This is a genomic window from Micromonospora sp. WMMA1998 (genome assembly GCF_027497375.1).
GTDB classification, from domain to species: Bacteria; Actinomycetota; Actinomycetes; order Mycobacteriales; family Micromonosporaceae; genus Micromonospora; species Micromonospora sediminicola.
Genome location: NZ_CP114911.1, coordinates 1812841 through 1839133, shown reverse-complemented (window position 1 = coordinate 1839133; position 26293 = coordinate 1812841). Strand labels below are relative to the sequence as shown.

The window sequence follows — 26293 nt, the reverse complement described above, 5'->3', positions numbered from 1 at the left end:
AAAAATGATTATCGCATCGGGATCGGCCCGCGCCGCGTTCGATGGCCGGCCGGTGCAGGTCGGCCGTGGCTGGGCCTATGGCACCTTCGGTGAGCTGCTTCAGGGCGTGTTGCCGGAACCGGGTACGGATTTCCTGGTAACGCTGCCGATCAGGCGGGGATGTTCGGCGTACTTCGAGTTACACCCAGGCGCATCGAGGGTCGAAGTCGCACCACGGAGCAAGACGAAATCACGGGCAGTGGCCGAGGCCATGCTGCGCCGGTACGGCGTGTGGGGCGGTGGTCGGCTCACCCTCGACGGCGATCTCACCGAGGGCAAGGGCCAGGCGAGTTCCTCGGCCGATCTGGTGGCCACCGTGCGGGCGGTGAGCGAGGCGATCGGGGTGACGCTCACCCCGGCCGACATCGAGTCACTGCTGCGCCCGATCGAGCCCACCGACGGGGTGATGTATCCCGGTGTGGTGGCCTTCCTGCACCGGCAGGTCCGGCTGCAAGCGATGCTGGGTCATTTGCCGGCAACGACGATCGTGGGCGTGGACGAGGGTGGCCAGGTCGACACGGTCGACTTCAACCGCATTCCCAAACCGTTCGGCCGCGCCGAGCGGCGGGAGTACCGCAGCCTGCTCGATGAGATCACGGTGGCGATCGGCAAGGGGGATCTCGCGACGGTCGGCGCCGTGGCGACCCGGAGCGCGCTGCTCAACCAGCGGCTGCGTCCCAAGTCGATGCTCGGCGACCTGGTGGCCCTCTCGGCCGCGACGGGCGCCCTCGGGGTGGTCGCCGCGCACAGCGGAACGATCCTCGGCCTGTTGCTCGCCGACGACGACCCCGACTACCCGGACAAGCTCGCCCGGGTACGGTACGGCTGCCGCGCCCTGGCCGGCCGGGCCTGGGTCGACCGATCCATGCCGACGATGCCGCAGTCGACCGATCTTCCCACCGGGTCCCGCTCTGGGCCGGGAGCCCGTTGACGGTTCGCCGGTCGGTCCGCCGCCCGATGTCGTCCGGTCAGGTCGGTGATCGCTATGGGTCTACTCAGCCTCCCCGGTTTCTGGAAAGCGAATCTTCGGGTCGGCATACCGGCCGCTCAAAATACATAACGCCGCCGCGTAGTCAGGGCTCATATTCGGACCGAGAGTGATCGCTGGTCCTACACAGCGGATTGTTGAACGCTCGACGGCCCCGCTCCGAGCTGTTACGCTCCCGATTCGGACAGTGATCAACGGCAATGCCCTTGCCCATCGCCAGGGGTGCGAGGGCGATTTCGCCGCGCGTCGCAAGGTGTAACAGACGGAGCCGAGACCACGGGGGACTGCGGCTGTGATGAACTTCGAGATCCTCGGCACGCTGGGGGTGAAAGGCCCGACAGGCACAGCCACCATCCGAGCGGCGCGGCAGCGCATCGTCCTGGTGATGCTGCTGCTCGAGGCGGGCCGGGTCGTCCCGGTCGACCGGCTGTCCACAGCCATCTGGGACGACGCCCCACCGCAGACCGCGCGAGGACAGATCCAGATCTGCGTCTCCGCGCTGCGGCGGGCGCTCGCCGACGTCGGCCTGCCGGACCGGCTGGAGACCTGCGCTCCGGGCTACCTGATCCACGCCGGGCCCGACGAGGTCGACCTGCTCGTCTTCGAGCGGCTCGTGGCAGAGGGCCGACAGAGCGCCGAGGAGCAGCGGCTCGATGAGGCGATCGGCCGCTACGAACGCGCGTTGAAGCTCTGGCGGGGCGACGCGCTGGCCGGGGTGGAGAGCCGGCTGGTGGCAGCTGCCGGCGCTCGCCTGGAAGAGATGCGGTTGCGGGCGGTCGAGGAGTTCATGGACCTGAGACTGCGCCAGAGCGGCCACCAGGAGATGATCGCCGAACTCGCCGACCTGGTGGCGTCCAACCCGCTGCGCGAACACCTGCGGGCGCAATTGATGCTCGCGCTGTTTCGCAGCGGTCGCCAGGGGGAGGCCCTGGCCTGCTACCGCGACGGTCGCCAGACACTCGTCGACGAGCTGGGCATCGAGCCGAGCGCCGAGCTGCGCGAGGTCGAACGTGCGGTCCTGGGCGGTGAAACCGACTATGAGCTGGATCCGAGGGCCGCGACCCAGCCTGCCGACGTCACGCCGGCCGACTACCGCCCGGCCCGGCTGCTCCCGCCCGACATCGGTGACTACACGGGCAACCGGCCGTTGCTCGACCGGCTCCAGGAGATAGTCACCGCGGAACCGGATGACGGGAACGCGGCGCCCCGGATCATCTCGGTCTCCGGCACCGGCGGTGTCGGCAAGTCCGCCCTGGCGATCCGGGTGGCACACGCGACGAAGGACTTCTTTCCCGACGGGCAGCTCTACGCCCGGCTCAACGGCAACAACACCCCGCTGGGCGCCGCCCAGGTCCTGGAGCGGTTCCTGCGTGCCCTCGGCGTACCGCACGTGATGATCCCCGGCGGCATCGAGGAGCGTGCCGAGACATTGCGAGCCCTGCTCGCCGGGCGGCGCGTGCTCATGGTTCTCGACGAGGTCGCGGACGAGGAGCAGGTCCGCATGCTGGTGCCCAACTCCGCCCCCAGCGTGGTCATCCTGACCAGCCGCCGCCGGCTCACCGCCTTGCCGGCGGCTCACCACGTGGAATGTCCCTTGCTCGAACCCAGCGACTCGGTCGAGTTGCTGGCACAGATCGCGGGGCCCGGTCGAATCTATGCCGAGCCGACCCAGGCGCTGCGACTGAGCAGTATGTGCGGCCACCTGCCGCTGGCGCTGCGCGCGGCAGGCGGGCGACTCCTCATCCGGCCCCACTGGACAGTGGCTCGGATGGCCGAGCGATTCGCCGACACGAGCCGGCGCCTCGACGAACTGTCGCATGGCGAACAGAGCCTCCGGGCCAACATCGCTCCCAGCTACGAGTGGCTCAGCGACCCGGCACGCCGACTGTTTCGGCTGCTCGGCGTGCTGGAGGCACGCGATTTCCCGGAATGGATCTGCGCACCCCTGCTCGGCTCGGACGACGACGCAGGTGCGGAGGCGCTCAGCGAGCTGGTGACGGCGCAGCTGCTGGAGGTCGAGACCCCGGTCGGCGGCCGAGCCCGGTTCCGGATGCACGGCCTGATCCGGATCTTCGCCGCAGAACGCCACGACGCGGAGGACCGAGCCGAGGATGGGGCCGAGGCACTGCGCCGGGCTCTGGGCGCGTGGCTGTATGTCGCGGAAAAGGCCCACCGCAGCGAGTACGGAGGCGACCACACCGTCCTGCACAGTGACGCGGTTCGCTGGAAGGTCGATGAGACTCTCTGCGAAGAACTACTGGCCGACCCGCTCGAATGGTTCGCGGTCGAGAAGGATGCCCTGGTGGCGATGGTCGGTCAGGCCGCTGACCTCGGCGCCGACGACCTCTGCTGGGACCTCGCGGTGACGCTGGTGACCATTTTCGAGGTGCGGTCGGAATTCGTCGAGTGGCGGGCCACGCACGACAGCGCGCTCGCCGCGGTGCGGCGATCGGGCAACAAGTACGGCGAGGCCGCGGTCCTCTACTCCATGGGCGCCCTGGCTGCCGCGGAGTACCGCCTGGACGACGCGGCCCGGTTGTCCCGTGCCGCCGACGAGCTCTTTGTCGACCAGCGGGTGCTGTACGGCCGGGCGCTCGTCCTGCGCAACCTGGCCTTCATCGATCGGGCGCAAGGCCGCCACGAGGAGGCCCGGCGCAAGTACGAGCAGGCGCGTGAGTGGTTCAGGTTCGCCGGTGACGTGATCGGGGAGGCCCACGTCTTGTCCGGGTTGGCCCAGCTGGCCGTCATCGCCCACGACCGGCGTGCTGCGCTCGGGCATCTCACCGAGGCGATCCGGCTCACCGAGGGACGGAGCCGCCGGATGGAGGCACAGTTGCGGTACCGCCTCGGCGAGGTGGCCCTGAAGGGTGACGACATCGGCACCGCGCTCGACTGCTTTCACGATGTCCTGGAGATCGTCGTCGAGTACGGCGACCGGATCGGCGAGGCCTACGCGCGCTACGGCCAGGGCCTGGCGCAGACCGCGGCCGGCGATGCGGATCGTGCCGTCGGCACGCTGCGCCAGGCGGGCAAGGTCGCCGCGGAGAGCGGCGACCGGATGGTGAGTGCCCGCATCCAGCTCGCCTGGGCAGAGGCCGAGTACGCGATCGGTTCGCGGGACATGGCCGCGCGCCTGGCCGGCGCCGCGCTGCAGAGCTTCCGTCAGTTGGGCGACCAGGTGTGGCAGGCCCGAGGTTTGCGCCTGCTCGGCGACACCATCGCGGACACCGCGACGGCGATGGCGGCCTGGCGGGAGGCGCTGACCATACTCGGTAAGGTCGATTCACAAGATGCCCGTGACCTCGCCGAGGAACTGGTACGCAGGCTCACCTCGGCCTCCTTGGCGTTCCAGGTCGGCGAGGCCTCCTGAGCGGTCCGGCGGGGCCGGGCAGATCTGCGGTCACCCCCAGTTGGTGTCCGTGCGGCCCGGGGCGGTGGCGTGGTGCGAGCGGGCCGGGGTGTTCGGGATCGAGTACATGGTCGTCACTCCTCGACGGGTGGGGCGGTGTGATGGCACGACTGTCTACCGTGGGCTCCCGGCGCCGTTCAGCCTCGGCTCGGAATGGGTGATCACCTTGGCGAGGCGGCTCACCGCCTCGTGCACGTCACCGGTGGTGACGCCGCAGTGGATGACCGCGCGGATCCGGCCGTGCCCGAAGGTGTTGACGGCGACGCCGGCACTGGCGGCCATCCGCACGACCTCTTCCGGGTCCCGTCCCGCGACCCGGAAAAGAATGCTGTTGGTCTGTGGTGGGTCCAGCGTGACACCCGGGATCGCGGCCAGCCCTTCGGCCATCAGCCGCGCGTGGGCGTGGTCCGTGCTCAGACGCTCGGCCGCCTCGTCGATCGCCAGGATGCCGGCAGCGGCGATCACGCCCGCCTGTCGCATTCCGCCGCCGAGCATCTTGCGGATCCGGCGGACCCGCAGCAGCGTGGCCTCGTCGCCGGCCACCATTGAACCGATGGGTGCGGCGAGCCCCTTGGACAGGCAGAACTGCACCGTGTCGGCGTGCTGGGCCAGCTCGGCCGGCGGTACGCCGCGCGCCACCGCGGCATTGAAGATCCGGGCACCGTCCAGGTGCACCGCGACGCCGCGGGTCCGGGCCAGCGCGGCGACCTCGGCCGCGTACCCGTCCGGTAGCACCACCCCGCCGCAGCGATTCTGCGTGTTCTCCAGACAGATGACCGCCGCCGGGGCGAACTGTGGATCCTCGTCGTCCTCCGGGAACGCCGCGGCGATCGAGGCCAGTGGCAGAGTGCCGTCGGGAAGGTTGCGGATCGGCTCGTAGGAGATGCCACCGCATACCGTCGCGCCGGCCGCCTCGTACAGATAGATATCGGATTCCGACCCGACGATCGCCTTGGCCCCGCGCGGGGCGTGAGCCATCAGCGCAGCCAGATTGGCCATCGTCCCGCTCGGCATCAAACAGGCGGCTGCCTTGCCGAGGCGGTCGGCGGCCAGTCGCTCCAGTCGCAGCACGGTGGGGTCCTCGCCGTAGACGTCGTCACCGAGCGGGGCGGTGGCCATCGCCGAGCGCATCGCGGCAGAGGGCAGCGTGAAGGTGTCACTACGCAGTTCGATCATGGTTGACCTCGATTCGCAGATATCCGAGTGCGGCGTCCAGCGCCTCGCTGACCTCGTGGCCGGAGCTGCCCACCGCAATGACGTGCCCGAGCCGGTCATAGGCGTTACGTGGCGGACGAACGGCGGTCCCGGGTGCGGCCGTCACCGCCACGTCGACCACGCCCGGCGTCCGGCGGGCCGCAGTAGTGCCCTCGACGGCGGTGAGCCGGCCGGTGCGACCGGCGGTGAGGAACGCGATCCCGGCGGTGCGGTCCCGTGCCGGACTGAGCTGGACCGGGAGCCGGCACGCCGCGCGCAGGTGTTGCTCGACGATGTCCACCCCGGTGGCCAGCCGCACGAGCTCGGGGATCATGCCGCCGGCGGGGCGCGCGTTGATCTCGACGATGGACGGGCCTGCCGAGCCGAGCCGTACCTCGGTGTGCGTCGCGCCTTCCCGGATACCCGCCGCGGACAGGGCACGGGTGACCAAGGTCAGCACCTCGGCGTGCAGGGCCGGCGGAAGAGCCGCGGGGAAGACGTGCCGTGCCTCGACGAAGTGCGGCGGTGCGAGCGTGGACTTCGCCGTGACGCCGAGACAGGTGACCGTGGCGTCGTGGCTGAACATCTCCACCGACACCTCCGGCCCCGCCACGTACTCCTCGATCAGTGCCAGCCTGGCGGTCGCCTGGCCGCGCACGTTCGTGGTGACCGCCAGGATGCACTCGACCTGGTCCGCCGTCTCGGCGAGGTCGTGGCAGAGCCGGACGTTGTTCGAGCCGGAGTCGTCGATCGGCTTCACCACGCACGGCAGGCCGGTCACGGCGATCGCGGCCGGGATCTCGTCGGTGGCGGCGACCACGGCGTACCCGGGCTGGCGCACCTCGGCCGCGCTCAGCATCCGCCGTGTCGCCGCCTTGTCGCGGCACACGGCGATCGCCTCCGGCGGGTTGCCCGGCAGGTCGAACGAGGCGGTCAGCTCGCTGACCTGCGGCAGGTAGAAGTCGCTGGTGGTCGCGATGCCGGCGGGCGACGAGAGGTTCGCCTTGATCGTCCGGGCCAGCTCCGCAGTGTCGTCGGTGTCGCAGACCACGGTGCGGACGCGGACGTCGGGCAGCCCGCGGTAACGCTGGGGCGAGCTGGTGAACAACACCGGCTCCACGTCGAGGCGGGCGGCCGTCCGAATGGCCGTCATGCCGGTGCCCGTGGTGTTCGCCTCGATGAAGCCGAGCTGACGGCGGTGGTTCCGCCCGAGTTCGGCGAACGACCAGGCGGTCACCACGGTGCCGTACGGAACCCGCACCGGGTGGCTACGAGGCTGCGTCTCCGGCCGGTGCCGATAGACCGACTCCACGTACCGGTCGCCGCGGTCGGGGAAGATGCCCACCAGCGTCGTCCCTTCGGCGGCCTGCCGGGCCAGGTGGGTGAGGACCCGGTACACCGAACCAGAAGTGTTGCCGGCGAAGATCTGCTGCTCCCGGGCCAGCGCCCGGGTCGCGGCGAACGCCTCGTCATCGGACAGCCAGTGCACCTCGTCGAGCACGGCGTAGTCGATGTTGTCCGGTTGCAGGCTGTTGCCCAGTCCGCTCTGCAGGCGCTCGGGACGGTCCGGTTGGGCGAACAGCATGCTGCCGACGGCGTCGACGCCGACGGAGGTCAGCTCCGGCCGGTCGGCGCGCAGCGCCGCCGTGGTCCCGCACAGCGAACCGCCGCTGCCCACCGCGCCGACGAGCACATCGAGGCCATCGATGTCCTCCAGGAGCTCGTCCGCCAGGGCGCGGTACGCCAGCGGGTTGTGCGGGTTGTGGTACTGCTGCGGCCAGAAGGCACCGGGCAGGTCGTCCATCAGGTGAGCGAGGCGTTCCAGCCGGGCACTCTGCCAGCCCGCTCCGGTCATCGCCTCGACGACGTGCACCGCGCAGCCCAGCGCCTCGAGCTTGGTCAGGGTGATCGGATCGATCCGGGGATCGGTGACGATGTGGACCGGATGACCGAGATGGTTGCCCACCAGCGCCAGCCCCAGCGCCATGGTGCCGGACGAGCTCTCCACGATCGGCGCGCCGTCGACCAGCGTGCCGGCCTCGCGTGCGCGCAGGACGACCTCCTTGGCCACCCGGTCCTTCATCGCCATCAGGTTCTGCATCTCGAGCTTGGCGTACGCCCGCACCCCGGGGGCTGCCGGAATCCGCAGCCGGACCAGCGGGGTATGTCCGATCGCCGCCGTCACCGAGTCAAACAACATGGTGTCCTCGCAGTTGGTCTTCCACGGCGTTCACCGCAGAGGTCGTCGCGGAGCGGCGGTGCCGTCCCCATGCCGCGTGCTCGTCGAGTTCGGCGCACTGGACGGCCAGGAGGCGACGTACCGCGTCCGGACCGGTTGATCCGTCGGACGTCCGTGACGCCAGGTCGGCGTCCACGTCGAACGCCTCGGTCAGCAGGTCCGTCGGCTCCGTCACCGGGTAGCCGGCGGCCAGCCTGCGCAACAGCGGCCCGTCGGGCTCGCCGGGGGAGCGGCCCGCGTCGACGGCCGCCGCGATGTACCGACCGGCCACCACCTGCGCGTGCCGCCATGGCAGTCCCGCTCTCAGGGTGAGCAGATTGGCCAGCCGGAAGCCGCCGAGGTGGTCACCGGCGCACGCATCCCGCATCTGCTCGGGCCGGAAGCGGAGCTCGGCGAGCACGGTGCTGGTCAGCCGGAACACCGATCCAGCCTGGGCGAACAGCGCATTCAGGTGACTACCAGCCTCCTTGGAAACCTCGACCATGTTGGCGTACGGAGTCGCGCGCTGGACCATGGCCACATCGAGGTGCAGCGCCGTCAGGTGTGCGCTCCGGCCACGGATCCGTTCGAGCACCGGGAAGTTGCGCTTCTGCGGCATGGACGAGGAGATGCCCACCATCGAGTCCGGAAGGTCCACCAGGCGGTAGGCGCCGCTGGCCCACGCCATCAGGTCGGTGGCGAAGCGGCTGAGGACCACCCCGTAGGCGGACAGATCCCCGCTTACACGCAGCGCCCACCCACGGGAGGCCACCGCCATCAGGGCGTGCCGGGTCGGCCGATCGAAACTCAGGAGCGTCGCCATGCGGGGCAGGTCCCAGTCCAGCTGTTGACCGGCCATCGCACCGGCGCCGAGCGGGCACTCGTCGACCGCGTCGTAGGTCGCACGCATCTGCCGGATGGTCCGCAGCGACTCCTCGACCAGGGCGGCAAGGTAGAAGCCGGGCGTGACGACCTGAGCGGCCTGCAGGTGTGTGTATCCGGGCATCGGCAGGTCGACGCCGGCCGCCGCGCGGTCGGCGGCGGCCCGAGCCAGACCGACCAGACTCTCAATGAGCGCGGCGAGCTGCGATCGGCCGTACAGCAGTTGGGCGCAGGCCTGGAGATCGTTGCGGCTGCGGTCGACGTGCCATGCGGCCGGCACAGGTTCCGGTCCGCCCTGGACGTACCGTTCGATGGCGAACGCGAGGTCGGACATGTTGCCCTCCGGATCGGCGGTGATCTGTTCCGGGGTCAGCTCGTTCAGCCGAGAGACCAGCGCGGCCGACTGGGTGTCGTCGATCAACCCCATTCGCCGGTACTCCAGCAACAGGACCTTTTCGATCAGCACGTACCAGGGCAGGAGCGTGCGGGCTTCCTTCTCGAACTGCGGGCGCAGGATCTCTTCGTGCAGGACGTCGGCCGGGGGAGCGTCGACACGCCCGGTGAACCTCACCGGTCCGCCCCCTCCAACAGGCGACGCACCGTGGTCAGGAGTACGTCCGCCCCGGCCAGCAGATGTTCCGGCTCGGTGTGCTCACGGGGGGAGTGGCTGATCCCGTCCCGACTGGGTACGAAGATCATTCCGACCGGGCCCGCCGCAGCGACGATCTGCGCGTCGTGACCGGCGCCGCTGTGCATCGTCAGCACGGGAAGTCCGTGCTCGGCCGCGGCGTCGGTGATCGCGGCGCTGAGCCGGTGGTCGGTGCGGACGGGAGCGGCGCGCATGCGGACGTCCACCCGCGCGTCGATGCCGGGTCCCAGCGCGGCCACCGCCGCCAGGACGGCGCGTTCGGCGTTCGCCAGCCGATCGAGTGAGCCGTCCCGGATCTCCACGGTCAAGGTGACGGCGCCCGGGATCACGTTGGTCACGTTCGGCCGGACATCGAAACGGCCCACCGTCGAGACGGCGCAGAGCCGGCGCACCCGGGCGATGTCCTCGATGGCGAGCGTCAGGCGGGCACCGGCTACGAGCGCGTCGTGCCGATCGTCCATCGGGGTGGTTCCGGCATGATTCTGCTCGCCGGTGACCGTGATCTCGAAGATGTGGCGCCCGGTGATCGCCTCGACCAATCCGAGCGGGACACCGGCCCGTTGCAGCACCGGGCCCTGTTCGATGTGCAGCTCGAGGAAGCCGCCGAGCCGGCCGGCCGGCCACACGGCCGAGGACAGGGCGTCGATATCGCCCCCGGCAGCCCGCAAGGCGTCGCGCAGGGGAAGCCCGGCGCTGTCCACCAGACGCTCGGCATGTTCGATGGGACCGACCATCGCCTTCGATCCGAAGAAGGGGTACCCGAACTCGGCGCCCTCCTCGTTGGCGAAGGCGACCGCCACCGGCTCGTACGCAAAGGAGCCGTCTCGTTCGTCCAGCCGTGCCAAGGTCTCCAGGGCGGCCACGACGCCGTATGCCCCGTCGAGCCGGCCGCCGTGCACCACGCTGTCGAGATGCGATCCGAACAGCAGGACCGGCCGGTCCCGGTCCGCCTCCCGGCGTCCGATGAAGAGGTTCCCGGCCGCGTCGACGGTGGCGCGCAACCGGAGCATCCGCGAGCGCTCGCAGAGGTATCGCCGGGCGGCGTGATCCGCCTCGCTGAAGCCGGTCCGAGACACTCCGCCCAGCTCGTCCGCGCCGAATCGGGCCAGCTCCGCCAGGTGGGACAGGAACCGCCGACGGTCGATCATGGAAGCCGTCTGGTTGAGTTTCAGCACCGTGCACCTCCAGCCGCCTGGACTCCCTCGACCGCGGTCAGCGCGGAGGTGGTGTCGGGGCCGGCCAGGTGCGCGGACCACGCCACGAGATCCGTCAGCCCGGACCTGCCGCCACAGGTGATGCGGTGACCGCGTCCACCCGACCGGCGCCCGAATCGGTCGGCGGCGGCGGGCGCGCTGCGGTCCTGGCTGCTGTTCGCGCCGCCGAGTACGCAGACCGACAACGGCGTTGGTGCTGCTGCCGCCATAGTGAACATGTCTATCCGCCGCCCTCTCGACAAGCCGGTTCACACCAGCCGGTGGGTGGTGCAGCACCGATACTCACTGCCGGGCCTATCGGCGTGCTGTCGGCTCGTGCCGTCATGAGGACGCGATCGCAGGCCGACGGTCGACCGAGGCGGAAGCCCGGCGAAAGCCATGGTTCGTACAACAATCGTGACGGTCGTGGTGTCGGTGGGACGGCTTCAGCAGCGACCGCCGGCCACCGCGTCGGACCGCATCGCCGAGGGGGAGTGACCACCGTATGCGCTATCTGGAGCCGCCGGAGGTCGATCTATTCCTGCAGGATCTGCGGGACGGGCCGTCGCGGCGGTTCCGCCGGGTCGTCGTCCGCTATGCGTCCGACGGGATAAGTGTCGACAGTCTGGCGGCGGCCCAACAGCGATTGATCGACGACGTACCCGAACTGGCCGATCGGGTCCGTCGTGACCAGGGTGGCTGGCGCTACGAGCCGTGCCCCGTAGCGCCGGAGGTCTATGTGGAGACCCATCAGATCGACATCGAGGACGAGGCCGCCCGCACGCGGCTGAACCTCGAGCGTGACCGCCCGCTGGATCCGGTGATGGGCCCGCTCATCCGGATCAGTGTGCTGCGTTACCACTCCGGTGACGCGCACCTGCTGCTGGCGCTGCACGAACTGGCCGCCCGGATGCGCTCGTCCAGGGCGGTGATGCGGTCGTTACTGGCAGTCGCCACCCCGGTTTCCCCGCCGGCTGGGTGACCTCACCGCCACAGACCAACTGGCCGGCTGCCCACGGGCAGCCGGCCAGTTCGTCGTGCGGGACGAGGGCTACAGCGGGGCGACCAGCCGATCACCGGCGTGGTCGACCACGAACTGGTCGATCGCGGCGATGGACCGGAAGTTGCGGATGTCGAGGTCGTCCCCGGCCACCGTGATGCCGAACGTCTGCTCCACGAACATGATGACCTGCACGGCGAAGAGGGAGTTCACGTAACCGTTGGCGAAGATGTCCTCGTCGTCGGCGATGCCGTCGGCCTGCCGCCGGACGAACGCACGGATCGTGTCCAGGTGGTTCTGCATGTCAGTTCCTTTCCGGAACGGTTGTGGGGTCCGTGGTGCGGTAGTCGAAGAGGCCCTGCCCGGTCTTGCGGCCCAGGTGACCGGCGTCGACGAGCTTCCGCAGCAGCAGGCTCGGGCGGTACTTGGGTTCGTTGAAGTTCTCTAGGAGGACGTCGAGCGAATAGAGCACGGTGTCCAGGCCGATGAGGTCGGCGGTGGCCAGTGGTCCCATGCGGTGCCCGAAGCACTGGACGAAGAGCCGGTCGATCTCGGCCGCCGGTGCCACGCCCTCCTGCAACAGGCAGATGGCCTCGTTGACCATCAGCATCATGGCGCGATTCGTGACGAAGCCGGGCGAGTCCTCGACCACCGCAGTGTCCTTGCCGAGCCGGGAGATCAGGTCACGGGTGAAGGCGATGGTCTCGGGCGAGGTGTGGAAACCGCGGATGACCTCGACCACCGGCTTGAGCGGCACCGGATTCATGAAGTGGGTGCCGACGACCCGGTCGGCCCGCTCGGTCAGCCCGGCGATGCGGGTGATCGGGATCGCGGACGTGTTGACCCCGAAGACCGCGGCGGGCTTGCACATCTCGTCCAGCTCTCGGTACACCCGCTGCTTGAGCGAAAAGTTCTCGGTGATGTTCTCGACCACGAAGTCGGCGTCGGCCACGTCAGCGAGCTCGGTGCTGAACGTGATCGCCGCCAGCGTTGCGCCCGGTGTGCTCTCCGGCGTACCACCGACCATGCCGAAGAGCCGCACGTTACGCGCTATCTCTTCGGCCGCTCGGTCGAGAGCGGGTTTGCCGATGTCCACCAGGGTCACGTGGTGGCCGCCGGCGGCGAAGGCGTGCGAGACGCCGATCCCCATGGTTCCCGCCCCGATGACGGCGATGTTCTCTCGCACGGGTAATCCCCTGTCAGTTGTCATGACTTATCGGCCGTCAGGCGCGGCGAGCAACTCGGCGACCCGGGCGGGCCAGCCGGCCGGGTCGAGTCCGTGCTGGCACACGACGGCATAGGCCAGCCGCTCCAGGCCGAATCCGGCACACGCGGAGTGCGCGACCTCCCCGTCGGACATGTGGATGCCGAAGGCCGATCCGAAGGTGCGCTCGTGGAGGTTGAACGACCCGACCGCGATGTCCCGGCTGCCGCCGACGTCGAGCCGCAGCTCGTACTTGAGCTCGAGCAGACGCTGCGAGGTGGCGCGGGCGGCCACGTCGAGATCGCCGAAGAACGGATCGCTCGCCACCTCGCACCGGCCGCTGAGGCCGAGATCCTCGGTGAGACCCAGAATGCGGTCGAGGAGGCGCTGCCGGCCGGCTGTCACATGGTCGCGGTCGCCCAGGAAGACGATCTCCCGGATGGTGAAGTCCCAGAGCCGCTCCAGACCGCTGTGGTACTTCTCCTCGTGGCGGAACGACTTGCCGCGGGCGGTCACCACGCCGGCGTCCTCCGGCAGCGTTCCGTCGGCGTGCTGGTGGAAGGTGTGATAGCACATGGTCGGAGGGAGGCAGTAGTCCACGCCGGCGCACCGGTCGAGCACATCGGGCACCATCGCTCCGCCGGTGCTGGTGTCCGTCACGAAGTCGCGGTAGACGTCTCGATCGCTGTGCAGGCGGCTGACGAACATCAGGTACTGCGGGAAGGACGTCAGGTAGCCGCAGCGGTGCATCACGGATGCCGGGATCAGCGTCGGGTAACGCTGTTCGCGCGCGCGGAACTCGTCCACGACGATGTCGCGAATCGTGTCGTCGAGGGCGTCCATCAGGTGCAGCATCTGTGGGCCCAGCGCCACCTGGCCCTGGCCGGAAGGCGACGCCTCCCCGTCGGCCATGAGCCGGTCGAAGGTCCCGTCCGGGACGGGACGCTCGGCCGGGGAGGACCAGATGACCTTCGGTGGACGGGTCAGCTGGCTCAGGACATCGTCGTTCAGTACAGCGTTGACCTTGCGCCGGACCTGGTCGACGTCTCCCTGGTCGGCCACCGTCAGGTCGACGGCGGTGACCTCATCGCCGTTCCGGACGAAGCGGAAGTTGAGGATGTCAGCGGTGGCGAAGAAGATCCGGCGGCCGAACTCCTCGGCGGAAACAGACGACAGCGGCTGTTCCATGGCGATGGTGAGGGTGGTCAAGAGATGCCTCCTCGGGCATGACAGGTCGCGAGCCGGCTGTTCATGCGGGCAGGCCGATCAGCGAAGCGATGATGTTGCGCTGGATCTCCGAGGTGCCGCCGTAGACCGTGCCGGCCAGCGCGTCGCGTACTTCACGTTCGATCGGCTGGTCCTCGACATAGCCTCGGGCGCCATGGATCTGCAGGGCTGCCAGAGCGGAATCGACGAGACCTTCGCTGGCGTACAGCTTGAGCATCGCCGCCTCCAGCATCGCCATCCGGCCCTCCCGCTTGAGCCAGCCGACCTTGTACAGCAGCAGGCGGGCCAGCTCCAGACGGACTCGCATGTCAGCGATGGGATGTGAGACGCCCTGGAAAGCGGCGATCGGTCGGCCGAACTGCCGGCGCGCACTGGCATGCGCCACGGACCGCTCCATGACCCGCTGGAGGGCGCCGACCTGGGCGGCGAACATGAAGCCGCGCTCGTACTCCATCGCCGACGTGAAGAGCCGGTATCCGCCACCGGCAGCGCCGAGCAGGTAGTCCTCCGGGATCACGCAATCCTCGAACCTGACCTCGCCCATCGGGGTCCCGCGCAGACCGGCCTTACCGATCTCGCGGACGACCCGGACGCCCGACGTCGACGCCGGGACGATGAAGGCCGACAGCCGCCCCTGCGGCGCCGCATCGGGTTCGGTAACGGCGAAGACCACGAACAGATCGGCCACCGGTGCGTTGCTGATGAAACACTTGGTTCCGGTGAGGAGGTACTGACCGTTCTCCTCGACGGCCCTGGTGGTCACCGACAGGGCGTCAGAGCCCACGTCCGGCTCGGTGAGCGCGTGTGCGCCGATCGTCGAGCCGTCGATCAGGCCCGGCAGGAACTGCTTGCGCTGCTGCGGGGTGCCGTGCTCAGCGATGTACACGGCGCAGGCCCAGACGTGGTTGTTGATCGCGAAGACCAGACCATTGTCGGCGCATCCGTAGGCGAGCGCCTCGAAGGCGACGACGCAGCTGAGTGGATCCAGTCCGGCGCCTCCGTACTCGGCCGGGAAGGGCCAGCCCAACACCCCGAACCGGGCACACTCGTCCCACCCCGCACGGTCGAACCGTGCCTCGCGGTCGTTCGCACCGGCCTGCTCGCCCAGGCGTGCCTGCGCGAATTCGATGATCTCGGTGCGCAGCCGGCGTTGGTCCTCGTTCAGCGCGAAGTCCATGATTTTCCCCTCTCGGCGTCCGCCGGCCCGGATCCGGCCGCGGTGGGTTCCCAGGCGCCGTTCGCCCAGGCGTGTGCCAGCACCCGGGCCATCGCGGCCACCTCGCCATGGTCGTTGCCGCGGCTGGTCAGGGTGGCGACGACCGGTGGTGTCCCCGGGCCGCGGGGACGCGCGGGGTGCTGGTTGGCGAGCGAGGTGAGCATCTGCCCGGCACCGACCTCGACCGCCAGCACGCGCGGCATCCCCCACATGCGCGCCAGGTTGCCGGCGAACTGGACCGGCTGGCAGAGGTGCCGGGCCCAGTAGCCGGGCGAGCAGGATTCCTCGTCGGTCAGCCAGTCACCGGTGACGTTGGAGAGCACCGGGATGCTCGGCGGCGTGAGGGGAATGTTCTCCAGCAGACGCTCCAGCGGCCGGGCGACCGGATCCATCAGCGGGGAGTGGAAGGCGTGCCGGGCCGGCGCCGGAAGAGTGGCGACACCCGCAGAGGTCAGCCGTTCCGCCAGCCGGGCGACGGCCGAGGGCGTCCCTGACACCTGACACAGCCCGGCGCCGTTCACTGCGGCGAGCCACAGGTCGTCTCCGAGATGCTCGGCCAGGTCGCCCGGATCCAGCATCACGACCAGCATGGCGCCGGCCGGTACCTCCTCGATCAACGCCGCTCGGCGCGTGACCAGGGTCAGTGCGTCCCGGATGTCCAGCACTCCGGCCACGCAGGCCGCAACGTACTCCCCGATGCTGTATCCGACCAGCACGGCGGGTCGGACGCCCCAATGCAGCAGGAGCCGCGCGAGGCAGTACTCCAGGGCGAAGACCAGCGGTTGCGCGAGGCTGGTCCGGCTGAGAGGACCGCCGGCATCCCGCTGGAGGAGCTCCCGCAGGGACCACCCGGTCGGGCCCGACTCGTCGGTGAGCAGCAGCTCGCGCAGATCCTGATCGAGAAGGGGGCGGAGCATCTCGCTGACCCGGTCGAGCTCGGCCCGATAAGCGGGTACGGCGTGATAAAGGTCGCGGCTGAGACCGGGACGCTGGTCGCCCACGCCGGGGAACATCAGCACCACCGAAGCAGGCGGGACGGGCCGGCCACGGGCGACGAGCCACGAATCCCCGCCGTCGAGCAGTTCGGTGCAATGTGCCGCATCGCGTCCGAGCGCCACGACACGATCCTCGTCCGGCGCACCGGGTCGTCGCCGCAGGAGCCAGCCCTCGGCGGCCACGGTGCTGGGGCCCGTGGCTTCTGGCGATGGGATGTTCGTCGTGTCGGTCATTCGGGATTCCCCTTCGCGCGCCGGGTCGGTTATCCGTCCATGCTTCGGCGCAGCGACAGCGGGCGCATGTCTGACCACACCTCGTCGATGTGGCTGAGGCAGTCATCCTTGGTGCCGGTCGTGCCGTCGGGCTGCCAGCCGTCCGGAGGGGTCCGGTGCAGCGGCCAGATGGAGTACTGCTCCTCGTCGTTGATCACGACCTGGAACTGCTCCGTGGTGCTCATCTCGTTGTCCTTCCGGTCAGCTGCGCGCCATGCGCAGCACGTCCTCGTCACTCAGGGCGGCGACCTGGCGCTCGACCAGCTCCTCGATACGGGCGGCCACCGCCTCCACCGTCGGATGCTCGAAGAGCAGGTTCATCGGGATGTCGGTGCCGAAGGTGCGGATCATCTGGCTGGTGGTCCGGATGGCCAGCAGGGAGTGCCCGCCGAGAGCGAAGAAGTTGTCGGTGGCGCCTACCCGCGGGGCGCCCAGCATGTCCTCCCAGATCCGGGCCACCACCTTTTCCGGTGGTGTCCGGGGGGCCACGTGCTCGTCCTGCTCGACCGCCGCAGGCGTCGGCAGTGCCTGCCGGTCGAGCTTGCCGCTGGGCAGTCGGGGCAGGTGGTCGAGCAGTTCGATGGCCGACGGCACGGCATATCCCGGAAGGGTCGCGGCGGCATGCTCGCGCAGCCGGGCGGCCGTCAGGCCAGGCTGGTCGACCACCAGGAACAACGCGATACGGGCGTCGCCGGACGGCCCGCGCCAGGTGGTCGCGGCGGCATCGGACACTCCGTCGTATCCCCGCATCACGGCCTCGATCTCGCCCAGCTCGATCCGTACCCCGCGGATCTTGACTTGCCGGTCCTGACGGTCGAGATAGTGGAGCCGGCCGGCACGGTCACGGCGGCCGCGGTCGCCGGTGCGGTACACCCGTTCGCCGGGCCGCCACGGATGAGGCAGGAAGGCTGCCGCCGTGCGCCCGGGCGCGTGGAGGTAACCGCGGGCCAGGCCGATTCCGCCGATGTAGAGGTCGCCCGCTTCGTCGTCCGGGACAGCCTGCATGCGGTCGTCGAGGACCAGGACCTCGTTGCGGTCGATCGGACCGCCGATGCTGACCGAGGCGACCGGCCCGGAGCGGTCCTCAGGCGTGCAGGTATGACAGGTCGAGTCGATCGAGACCTCGGTGGCGCCCCAGGTGTTGTCGAGGGTCACCGTGTCCCCGAAGCGGGCCAGGAACCGCTCGGCCAGCCGGGCGGGCAGCGCCTCGCCGCTGGACAGCACGCTGCGGAGTCGGTGCAACCGGTGGACATCGGCGTCGGTCAGCTCGTCGAGGACCAGCTCCAGCATCGACGGTACAAAGTTCAGGTGTACCGCCTCGTACCTGATCGCCGCGTCGATGATCGCGCGAGGGTCACGGTGCGCGCCCGGCGCCAGCATCGCGGTCCGGCCACCGGCGGCCAGTGGCCAGAACAGCTCCACCGCGGCGTCGTCGAAGGTCAACGTCGTCTTGTGCAGAACCGTCTCGGCGGGACTCAGCGGGTGGTGCCGCTGCATCCAGTCCATCCGGTTCGTCCAGCCCCGGTGCGTGCAGGCCACCCCCTTCGGGTGCCCCGTCGAGCCGGACGTGTAGTAGACGGCGCAGAGGCCGTCCGGGTGGACGTCCGGCAGTGCGGGTCCCGGGGTGGGCCCGGCGACGCTGAACGGCAGGACGACGGCGACCGACCGGAGCGCCTCGGCCGTGCTGGCGATCTCGCCGGGCCCGGCCAGACAGATCCGGGCCCGCGCGTCGGCGACCAGTTGCCGGGTCCTGGCCGGTGGGGTGCCGGGCTCGATCGGCAGGTAGGCCGCGCCGGCGCGGAGGATCCCGAGCAGCGCCGTCACCATGGCCGCCGACCGGTCCGGCACGATCGCCACCACGTCGTCCGTACGGGTTCCCCCGGCGACGAGGGCGCCGGCGATCCGATCCGCTCCCGAGACGAGGTCGCGGTAGGTGAGGGCGGTGTTCCCGTCGATCACGGCGATCGCATCCGGCGTCCGGTCACTCTGCGCCACGACGGCCGAGTGCAGGATGGCCCTTGGCTTGGTCATGCCGGCGACGTTGCCCGGTCGACCTATCGAGGCCCTGTTCGATCCCTGTCGGCGCCGGATGCCGCTCCGGTCCCGGGGGGATAGGGCGCCGATAGACCGTGGATAGCCGGCCTCGGGATGGTGCGGCCATGCGAGCGAACCCCCATGACACGGTCGACAGTCTGTTTCGAGCCCAGGTCGCGGCCACGCCGCAGGAACCGGCCATCACCGCGGACGGTGTGACGTTGTCGTACACGGACCTCGACGCACGGGCTTCGGCGGTCGCCGCGGCCCTGCGCCGGCGGGGGTTCGGGCCGGAGACCCGGATCGGTCTGTGCGCCGAGCGGAGTGTGGCGATGATGGCCGGCCTGCTGGGCATCATCCGGGCCGGCTGCGCGTACGTGCCGCTGGACCCGGACTATCCGGTCGACCGGCTGGCGTTCATGCTGACCGACACCGCGGCGCCGGTGGTCCTCACCCACGACGGTCTGATGAACGGTAACGGCGCCGGCGTACCGGTGCTCGACATCGACTCGCTTCCGCCGGGCGAGGCACCCCCGTCGCCCGCCGATCCGGACAACTTGGTCTACGTCATCTACACCTCGGGATCGACCGGCCGCCCGAAAGGGGTGCTGGTCCCCCACCGCGGGGTCGTCAACCGGCTGTTGTGGCACCAGCGCGTGCGACCCATCGGCCCCGGCACCACGATCCTGCAGAAGACACCGATCAGCTTCGACGTGTCCGCCTGGGAGTTGTTTTGGCCGCTGGTGAGCGGTGCCCGGTTGGTCCTTGCCCGGCCCGGCGGACACCGCGATCCGGCCTATCTGGCGCAGATCATCGCAGCCGAGAGAGTGGACATCGTCCATTTCGTACCGTCCATGCTCGCCCAGTTCGTCACCGAGCCCGCCGTGGCGAATCTCGACTGCGTCAGCGATGTCTTCTGCACCGGCGAGGCACTGCCGCCCGATCTGGCCGACCGGGCCGCCAAGCTGATGTCGGCGCAGGTGCACAACATGTACGGGCCGACCGAGACCTCGATCGAGGTGTCGGCGCACACCTGGCAGCCGGGCAGTGACGGGACGAGCGTTCCGATCGGTGACCCGATCGACAACGTGACCTGGTACGTGCTGGACGACAACTTCGAACCGGTGCCGGCCGGTACAGAGGGTGAGCTGTACATCGGCGGCGTCGCCGTCACCCGCGGGTATCACCGCCGGGCCGACCTGACCGCCGACCGGTTCCTGCCCGACCCGTTCGCGGGCGGCGGGCACCGGATGTACTGCACCGGTGACGTGGTCCGCGCGCTGCCGGGCGGGCAGTTGGACTATCTGGGTCGCGTCGATCACCAGGTGAAGATCAATGGAAACCGGATCGAGCTGGGGGAGATCTCCGCCGTACTGCGCGGTCACCCTGCGGTGGCCGATGCCGTCGTGGTGACGCACAGCGAGAACCAGCACACCCGCCTGGTGGCCTACGTCGTCGGTACGGGTGACCGTCCCCTGCCCGGTCGCGACGAGCTGGAGTCGTGGTTGTCCCGCGACCTCCCGGCCTACATGCTGCCGGCGATGTACCTGCCGCTGGCGCACATTCCGTTGACCACCAGCGGCAAGGTCGATCGGGCGGCCCTGCCCGTACCCATGCTGACCCGCGCCGACCTGCGATCGCCGTACTCACCCCCGGAGAACCCGACGCAGCGGACCCTGACCGCGGTCTGGAGCGAGGTGCTCGGCCTGGCCGAGCTCGGCATCGACGACGACTTCTTCGCACTGGGTGGCGACTCGATCTCCGCGCTGCAGATCATCGTCCGCACCCGGGATGCCGGGCTGCAGACGACTGCCGCGCAGATCCTCGGTCTGCGGACCGTCCGCCGGCTTGCCGACGAGGTCGTTCCGACCACGGGTGCCCCGGCGGTCGCCGGTCACGTCGAGGACCCGGCGCTGGCCGAGCTACGCAACCGCGCCGACATCGCCGACGCGTACCCGCTCACCTCGATGCAGGCCGGCATGCTCTTCCACAGCGAGCTGTCCGAGGACAGCGGGGACTATCACCAGCAGACGGTGATCGACGCCGTTGCGCCCGTCGACGACGAGGCGCTGACCGCGGCCCTCCAGGACCTGGTCGACACGCACCCGGTGCTGCGGAGCCGGGTCCAGCTCGAGGGGGTCGCCGACCCGACCCAGGTGGTGCTGCGGCGGTTCGCGCTTCCGGTCCGGAAGATCGACTGGCGAGACCGCCCGGACGCCGAACGCCCGGCTCTCTTCGCCGCGTTCCTCCGGGAGGACCGGTTAGCGTCGTTCGATCTCGTCTCGGCGCCACCTGTGCGCGCCACTCTCATCGACTTCGGAGCCCACACCCGGCTGGTCCTCAGCCACCATCACCTGATCCTGGACGCCTGGAGCCTCGCCACGCTGACCGAGCAACTCGGCGTCGCATACGCTGCTCGGCGTGCCGGGCGCCGCGCGGAGATCCACGGCGTGCCGTACCGGCGTCTCACCGACTGGCTCCGCGCTCAGGATCGCGGACCCACCGAGGACTTCTGGCGCGCGTACCTGGCCGGCCTGACCGAGCCGACGGCCTGGGAGGTGCACGGTTCGGGCCACGACACCGCCACGGACGGGACGATCGGCGAGGTCACCATGGACGTCGACGGCCCGCTGCTGGCCCGACTGCGTGCGGCCTCCCGGAACGCGGGGTTGACCGCCAGCACGCTGGCGCACGGGTTCTGGGCGCTGCTGCTGGCGGTCTACAGCGGACAGGACGAGGTGGTGTTCGGGTCGACGGTGGCGGGGCGACCGGCCGACCTGCCCGCGGTGGAGGACATGGTCGGCCTGTTCATCAACACCATTCCGGTACGTGCCTGCTACCACGGGAGCGACACCCTGGCCGGCTGGCTGAACGACCTGCAGACCGACCTGGTGCGGATGCGCGATCACGCGCACGCGGCGCTGCCGGACATCCAGGCGGTGAGCGACATGCCGAGGGGCACGCCGTTGTTCGACACCATCGTCATCGCCCAGAACCAGCCGGGCACCGGTCCGGCCGCGCACGCTGCGGGTCTGCGCCTGGCCGAGACGTACGAGCGCACCGGCTATCCGCTGATCCTGATGGTGGAGGAGCAGCCGGACCGGATCCGCTTCCTCCTTCGCCACCAGTTGCGCGCCGTGCAGCCCGAGACCGCGCGACGCATCGCCGACCACCTGCGTACGGTGGCCGAAGCGTTCGCCGAGGAACCCGGCCGGCTGCTCCGCGACACCTCCGTGCTGAGCCGGGCCGAACACGACCGTCTGCTGAGCATCAACGACACCGTGGTGCCCGGCCCCGACGATGCCACCATCCATGGCCTGTTCGAGGAACAGGTCCGCCGCACGCCGAACGCCGCTGCGCTGCTCTGGGGCGAGCAGACGATGACGTACCGGGAGCTGAACGCCAGGGCGAACCGGCTGGCCCGTCACCTGAAGGGCATCGGTGTCGGTCCGGAGAGCCTGGTCGGCGTGATCGTCGAGCGCAGCCCCGAGCTGCTGGTCACCCTGCTCGCGGTGCTGAAGGCGCAAGCCGCGTACGTGCCCCTGGCGCCGGACAACCCGGCCGCGCGGGTCCGCACCATCATGGCCGACGCCGGGCTGTCCCATGTGGTGTCCCAGGACCAGTACCAGACCTTGCTGACCGACCCACCTGGACAGGTATGCCTGCTCGACCGCGACGCCGAGCTGATAGCTGAGCAGGACGACACCGACCCGCCCGGGGCCCGGCACGCCGACCAGCTCGCCTACGTCATCTACACCTCGGGCTCGACGGGACGACCCAAGGGGGTGGCCTGCCACCATCGCGGCCTCGTCAACTACTTGCGGTTCTGCGCCGATCGGTACACGGGCGGGCGCGACGGCGGCACGGCTCTCTTCTCATCCGTCGGATTCGACATGATCGTGCCGAACCTCTACACCCCACTGCTGCTCGGCCGACCGGTCCGCCTGCTGCCGGAAGGGCTCGACCCGGCGCAACTGGCCGCGGAACTGGTGCGCGGTGGCCCGTACAGCTTCCTCAAGATGACCCCGGGTCACCTGGAGCTGCTCACCCAGCAACTCACCGCCGCGGAGGCGGCTGGACTGGCGGGGGTGCTCGCCGTCGGTGCGGACGCGTTTCCGTCTTCCGCGTTGCGCCGCTGGCGGAGCCTCGCTCCGGACAGTGACATCCTCAACGAGTACGGTCCGACCGAGGCGTCCGTGGCGAACTCGGTGTACACGCCGGTGGGTGATCCAGTCGATCGGGATCTGCTGCCGATCGGTAGTCCGATCCCGCACACGACGATGTACGTACTCGACCGAAATCTGGCCCCGGCGCCGGTCGGCGTGCCGGGGGAGATCTACATCGGCGGCGTCTGCCCGGCCCGGGGTTACCTGCACCAACCCGGCTTGACCGCGGAGCGTTTCCTGCCCGATCCCTACACCGGTCGCCCCGGCATGCGGATGTACCGCACCGGCGACCGGGGCTACCAGCTGCCCGACGGCAACGTGCAGTTCCAGCGCCGACTCGACGACCAGGTGAAGATCCGCGGGTACCGGGTCGAGACCGGCGAGATCGAACAGCATCTGGCCACCCATCCCGGCGTCGAGCGGGCGATCGTGTTGGCCCGGTCGGATCAGCAGAATCGCCGCCAGCTGGTCGCCTACGTCGTCGGTAGCGGTACCGGTACCGACGACGCAGGCGGCGTGCCCGGCGCGGGTGAACTGCGCGAGTTTCTCGGCCGGCTCCTGCCCGGCTACCTGATCCCTTCGCTGTTCGTGGCGATCGACGCGGTGCCGCTGGACGCCAACGGCAAGGTCGAGCGTCGGGCGTTGCCCGCCCCGGACCTCGTCGCGGAACCCGCCGACCGGGGATACGACGCCCCTCGCGACGAGGTGGAGGTGCGGGTCGCGGCCATCTGGGCCGCAGCACTGGGCCTCGATCGGGTCGGTGTCCACGACAACTACTTCGAACTCGGCGGCGACTCCATCCTGACGATCCAGATCATGGCCGCGGCCCGCGCGGAGGGCCTGGAGATCACGCCGAGGCTCATCTTCCGGTATCCGACGGTGGCCACCCTCGCGGCGCACACCGAGCCGGTGGCGACCGCCTCGGACGCGGCCGGGGCGGAGGCCGGCGACATCGGCGGCACCCTGCCACCGACGCCGATGCAAGCCTGGTTCCTGAATTGCGACCTGGCCGACGCACACCACTACAACCAGTCCGTCCTGCTGGAGACCGAGATCGAGGACCCGACGGTGATAGCCGAAGCGCTGCGCGCCGTCGTGAACAGGCACCCGGCGCTGCGGGCGCGCTTCACCCGGACCGATGCGGGCTGGCAGCAGCACATCGAGCCACCCGGGGATGCCGACCTGTTGATCCACGAGTCGATCGCCGACGACGAGGAACTCTCGGCCGTCGCGGACCGGGTGCAGGCAAGCCTCGATCTGACCCGCGGACCCTTGCTACGCGCAGCGCTCGTCACGCGCCGGGACCGGCCGGCCAACCTGATCGTCGTCGTCCATCACCTCGCGGTCGACACGGTGTCCTGGCGGTTCCTGGTCGAAGACCTGGCGGCGGCGTGTGACACCGACGGGCAGGACGCCGCCCTGCCGGCCACGGAGGTGCACCCCGGCGTGTGGGCCGCAGCGCTCAAGCGGCGCGCTGACGACCCGACGGTGCTGGCTCTGTGTGACCGGCTCACCGTGCCGACCGGGACCGCGCTGCCCGGCGACCCGGACGCGGGCTCCGACCTCGTCGGCGCCGCCAGCACCGTGCGCGCCGAGCTCGGCGTGAAGGACACCCGGCTGCTGCTGAGCGGCGCCCCCGCCGCCCGGCACGTGCAGGTCGAGGACGTGCTGCTGACCGCCCTCGCCCGGGCCCTGCGGGACTGGGCCGGTGGCTCGGTGCGGGTGGACGTCGAGCGGCACGGCCGCGACCATCCCCTGCCCGGCATCGACATCTCCCGTACGGTCGGCTGGTTCACCTCGGTGGTGCCGTTCGCACCGTCGATCGACGGCGATGACCTCGGCGCCGCACTCGACACCGTCAAGGAACATCTCCGCTCGATGCCCCACGGCGGCTTCGACCATGCCCTCCTGCGTCACCTCAGTACCAGCCCGCAGGCGGATCGGTTGCGCGCCGAGCAGGACGCCGAGGTGGTGTTCAACTATCACGGCCGGGTGACACCGCCGTCCGCCACCGGTCCGCTGCGCATGCTGGCACCGGTGTGCGGCGCCGACCGTGCACCCGGGCAGCGCCGTACCCATCCGATCGAGATCGAGGCCGAGATCCGCGAGGACCGGCTCCTGGTCGATTGGACCTACCCTCCGGAGCGGCTGGCGGAGTCGAGCGTGGTGACGGTGGCCGAGCGGTTCCTCGACCACGTCAACGAACTGGTGCGGTACTGCGTCGCACACCCCGGCGGGCACACTTCCTCCGACTTCCCGCTCGCCCGCCTGACCGACGACGAAGTCCGCCTCATCACCTCCGGGCCCGGAGTCGTCGAGGACGTCTATCCGCTCACCACCACCCAGGCCGGCATGCTGTTCCAGACTCTTCTGCGCCCGGACGAGGGCGTCTACATCGACCAGCAGAACCTCCGGCTGACCGGTGCGGTGGACCTGGCTCTGTTCGAGCGGGCCTGGCGCGAGGCCGCGGGCCGGCACGCAATCCTGCGGACCACCGTGGACTGGCAGAGCGGGCAGGAACCGGTTCAGGTCGTCTGGCGGGAACCGGAACTGTTCATCCGTACGGTGGACGATGCGGCCGGAGTCGCGGTCGCCGAGCGGAGTACGGGCATGACCCTCGACCGGGTGCTCTGGAAACTGGTGCTGAGCCGTTCGGAGGACGCCGTCACCGGCATCCTCACCTATCACCATCTGCTGCTCGACGGATGGAGTGTCGATCTGCTCCTGCGCGACGTGATGGCGGTCTACACGGCGTTGCTGGAGGGACGACCGGCCCGCCTGGAGCCCGCGACGGCCTTCCGGCAGTACGTCGGCTGGCTCGGGACGTTGGATGCCGTCGAATCGGGCCGGTACTGGGCCACCCAGCTGCACGACGTCACTGAGCCCACCCCGATGCCGGTTCCGGCACCGCAGGCGGAGCGCCGGGGGAGCGACTACGTGACGCTCAGCCTCACCGACGAGCAGACGCGGACCGTCCGGGCATACGCGCGCGGACACGGGCTCACCCTGGCCAGTGTGGCCACTGCCGCCTGGGCGACAGCGCTCGGTCACCTGACCGATCGCGAAGACGTGCTCTTCGGCTGCACCGTCTCCGGGCGCACCGCCGCATTTCCGGGGGCCGACCGGGTCGTCGGGCCGATGCTCAACACGTTGCCCGTCCGGGTGCGCCTCGACGCCGGAATGGCGGTGCCCGCCTGGCTCGACGACGTCCAGGCGCAGATGGTGCGTATGCAGGAGCACGAGAACTCGCCCCTCAGCGAGGTCCAGGGGTGCACCGGGATCCCGCGCGGGGTGCCGCTGTTCCACAGCATCGTGGTGACCGAGACGCTGTCGCCGACGGTCTGCACCGGCCGGGCCACGCTCACCGTGGCCGGCGCAGTGGAGAGCACTGAGTATCCGCTGGTCGTCAACGTAGTTGACGCTGATCGGCTGCGGTTGGAGCTGCTCTACGACCGCCGCTGGTACGACGCCCCAGCCGCTGCGACCGTTGCGCACACCTTCCTCGAGGTGCTGCGCGCCCTGTGCGCCGGCGACGCCGAGACCCTCGGCGAGATCATGGTCGGGTCGATGCCCATGCCGATGTCCATCGCCAACGGGCAGGGGTGA

15 protein-coding genes are annotated in these 26293 nt (G+C 70.0%); 4 read left to right on the top strand and 11 right to left on the bottom strand.

Annotated features, from left to right (window positions below; genetic code table 11):
• Positions 1-4 precede the first annotated feature (4 nt).
• A complete protein-coding gene (locus tag O7600_RS07980; RefSeq protein WP_281593045.1) occupies positions 5-970 on the top strand; it encodes a kinase in 966 nt (321 codons plus the stop codon).
• 352 nt (positions 971-1322) lie between these two features.
• Entirely contained in the window at positions 1323-4397 is a 3075-nt protein-coding gene (locus tag O7600_RS07975) for an AfsR/SARP family transcriptional regulator (protein ID WP_141714746.1), read from the top strand.
• A gap of 153 nt (positions 4398-4550) precedes the next feature.
• On the opposite strand, the gene O7600_RS07970 is transcribed toward O7600_RS07975, so the two are convergent.
• Genes O7600_RS07970 through O7600_RS07955 form a run of 4 tightly spaced genes read right to left on the bottom strand, consistent with a single transcriptional unit; the run spans position 4551 to position 10527 of the window.
• Positions 4551-5612 carry a GntG family PLP-dependent aldolase gene (locus O7600_RS07970; protein WP_281593044.1) on the bottom strand — a complete coding sequence of 354 codons (1062 nt, stop codon included), beginning with the start codon at positions 5610-5612 and terminating at the stop codon, positions 4551-4553.
• Positions 5596-7830 (bottom strand): pyridoxal-phosphate dependent enzyme, encoded by a 2235-nt coding sequence (locus O7600_RS07965; protein ID WP_281593043.1) that lies wholly within the window; start codon positions 7828-7830, stop codon positions 5596-5598. Before O7600_RS07965 ends, O7600_RS07970 begins: the two co-directional genes overlap by 17 nt.
• A complete protein-coding gene (locus O7600_RS07960) occupies positions 7820-9301 on the bottom strand; it encodes a lyase family protein (RefSeq protein ID WP_281593042.1) in 1482 nt (493 codons plus the stop codon). The genes O7600_RS07965 and O7600_RS07960 overlap by 11 nt, the downstream gene beginning before the upstream one ends.
• Positions 9298-10527 carry a Zn-dependent hydrolase gene (locus tag O7600_RS07955; RefSeq protein WP_281594089.1) on the bottom strand — a complete coding sequence of 410 codons (1230 nt, stop codon included), beginning with the start codon at positions 10525-10527 and terminating at the stop codon, positions 9298-9300. The genes O7600_RS07960 and O7600_RS07955 overlap by 4 nt, the downstream gene beginning before the upstream one ends.
• A 550-nt stretch (positions 10528-11077) precedes the next feature.
• Between O7600_RS07955 and O7600_RS07950 the strand changes: the two genes are divergently transcribed.
• On the top strand, positions 11078-11554 hold the full coding sequence (locus tag O7600_RS07950) for a hypothetical protein (RefSeq protein ID WP_281593041.1): 477 nt from the start codon (positions 11078-11080) through the stop codon (positions 11552-11554).
• A 69-nt stretch (positions 11555-11623) separates the two neighbouring features.
• Here the strand turns inward: O7600_RS07950 and O7600_RS07945 are convergent, their stop codons facing one another.
• The 7 genes from O7600_RS07945 to O7600_RS07915 are packed head-to-tail and all read right to left on the bottom strand — an operon-like array spanning position 11624 to position 18518.
• Positions 11624-11875 (bottom strand): phosphopantetheine-binding protein, encoded by a 252-nt coding sequence (locus O7600_RS07945; RefSeq protein WP_091606476.1) that lies wholly within the window; start codon positions 11873-11875, stop codon positions 11624-11626.
• 1 nt (position 11876) lies between these two features.
• Complete coding sequence (locus O7600_RS07940; RefSeq protein WP_281593040.1) at positions 11877-12782, bottom strand: 3-hydroxyacyl-CoA dehydrogenase NAD-binding domain-containing protein; 906 nt, start codon at positions 12780-12782, stop codon at positions 11877-11879.
• 3 nt (positions 12783-12785) lie between these two features.
• Positions 12786-13985 (bottom strand): hypothetical protein, encoded by a 1200-nt coding sequence (locus tag O7600_RS07935; protein WP_091606468.1) that lies wholly within the window; start codon positions 13983-13985, stop codon positions 12786-12788.
• A gap of 40 nt (positions 13986-14025) precedes the next feature.
• Positions 14026-15180, bottom strand: a complete 1155-nt coding sequence (locus O7600_RS07930; RefSeq protein ID WP_281593039.1) for an acyl-CoA dehydrogenase family protein — start codon at positions 15178-15180, stop codon at positions 14026-14028.
• Positions 15165-16448, bottom strand: a complete 1284-nt coding sequence (locus O7600_RS07925) for an acyltransferase domain-containing protein (protein WP_281593038.1) — start codon at positions 16446-16448, stop codon at positions 15165-15167. Before O7600_RS07925 ends, O7600_RS07930 begins: the two co-directional genes overlap by 16 nt.
• A 29-nt stretch (positions 16449-16477) precedes the next feature.
• Positions 16478-16672 (bottom strand): MbtH family NRPS accessory protein, encoded by a 195-nt coding sequence (locus tag O7600_RS07920; protein ID WP_091606459.1) that lies wholly within the window; start codon positions 16670-16672, stop codon positions 16478-16480.
• A 16-nt stretch (positions 16673-16688) separates the two neighbouring features.
• Complete coding sequence (locus O7600_RS07915) at positions 16689-18518, bottom strand: non-ribosomal peptide synthetase (RefSeq protein WP_281593037.1); 1830 nt, start codon at positions 18516-18518, stop codon at positions 16689-16691.
• A gap of 128 nt (positions 18519-18646) precedes the next feature.
• Here O7600_RS07915 and O7600_RS07910 point away from each other — a divergent pair, with 128 nt between their 5' ends.
• Complete coding sequence (locus O7600_RS07910) at positions 18647-26293, top strand: non-ribosomal peptide synthetase (RefSeq protein WP_281593036.1); 7647 nt, start codon at positions 18647-18649, stop codon at positions 26291-26293.

Coding starts and splice junctions, on each gene's coding strand:
- O7600_RS07980 (WP_281593045.1), top strand. CDS start 5: ATGATTATCGCATCGGGATCGGCCCGCGCCGCGTTCGATGGCCGGCCG.
- O7600_RS07975 (WP_141714746.1), top strand. CDS start 1,323: ATGAACTTCGAGATCCTCGGCACGCTGGGGGTGAAAGGCCCGACAGGC.
- O7600_RS07970 (WP_281593044.1), bottom strand. CDS start 5,612: ATGATCGAACTGCGTAGTGACACCTTCACGCTGCCCTCTGCCGCGATG.
- O7600_RS07965 (WP_281593043.1), bottom strand. CDS start 7,830: ATGTTGTTTGACTCGGTGACGGCGGCGATCGGACATACCCCGCTGGTC.
- O7600_RS07955 (WP_281594089.1), bottom strand. CDS start 10,527: ATGATCGACCGTCGGCGGTTCCTGTCCCACCTGGCGGAGCTGGCCCGA.
- O7600_RS07950 (WP_281593041.1), top strand. CDS start 11,078: ATGCGCTATCTGGAGCCGCCGGAGGTCGATCTATTCCTGCAGGATCTG.
- O7600_RS07945 (WP_091606476.1), bottom strand. CDS start 11,875: ATGCAGAACCACCTGGACACGATCCGTGCGTTCGTCCGGCGGCAGGCC.
- O7600_RS07940 (WP_281593040.1), bottom strand. CDS start 12,782: ATGACAACTGACAGGGGATTACCCGTGCGAGAGAACATCGCCGTCATC.
- O7600_RS07930 (WP_281593039.1), bottom strand. CDS start 15,180: ATGGACTTCGCGCTGAACGAGGACCAACGCCGGCTGCGCACCGAGATC.
- O7600_RS07925 (WP_281593038.1), bottom strand. CDS start 16,448: ATGACCGACACGACGAACATCCCATCGCCAGAAGCCACGGGCCCCAGC.
- O7600_RS07920 (WP_091606459.1), bottom strand. CDS start 16,672: ATGAGCACCACGGAGCAGTTCCAGGTCGTGATCAACGACGAGGAGCAG.
- O7600_RS07915 (WP_281593037.1), bottom strand. CDS start 18,518: ATGACCAAGCCAAGGGCCATCCTGCACTCGGCCGTCGTGGCGCAGAGT.
- O7600_RS07910 (WP_281593036.1), top strand. CDS start 18,647: ATGCGAGCGAACCCCCATGACACGGTCGACAGTCTGTTTCGAGCCCAG.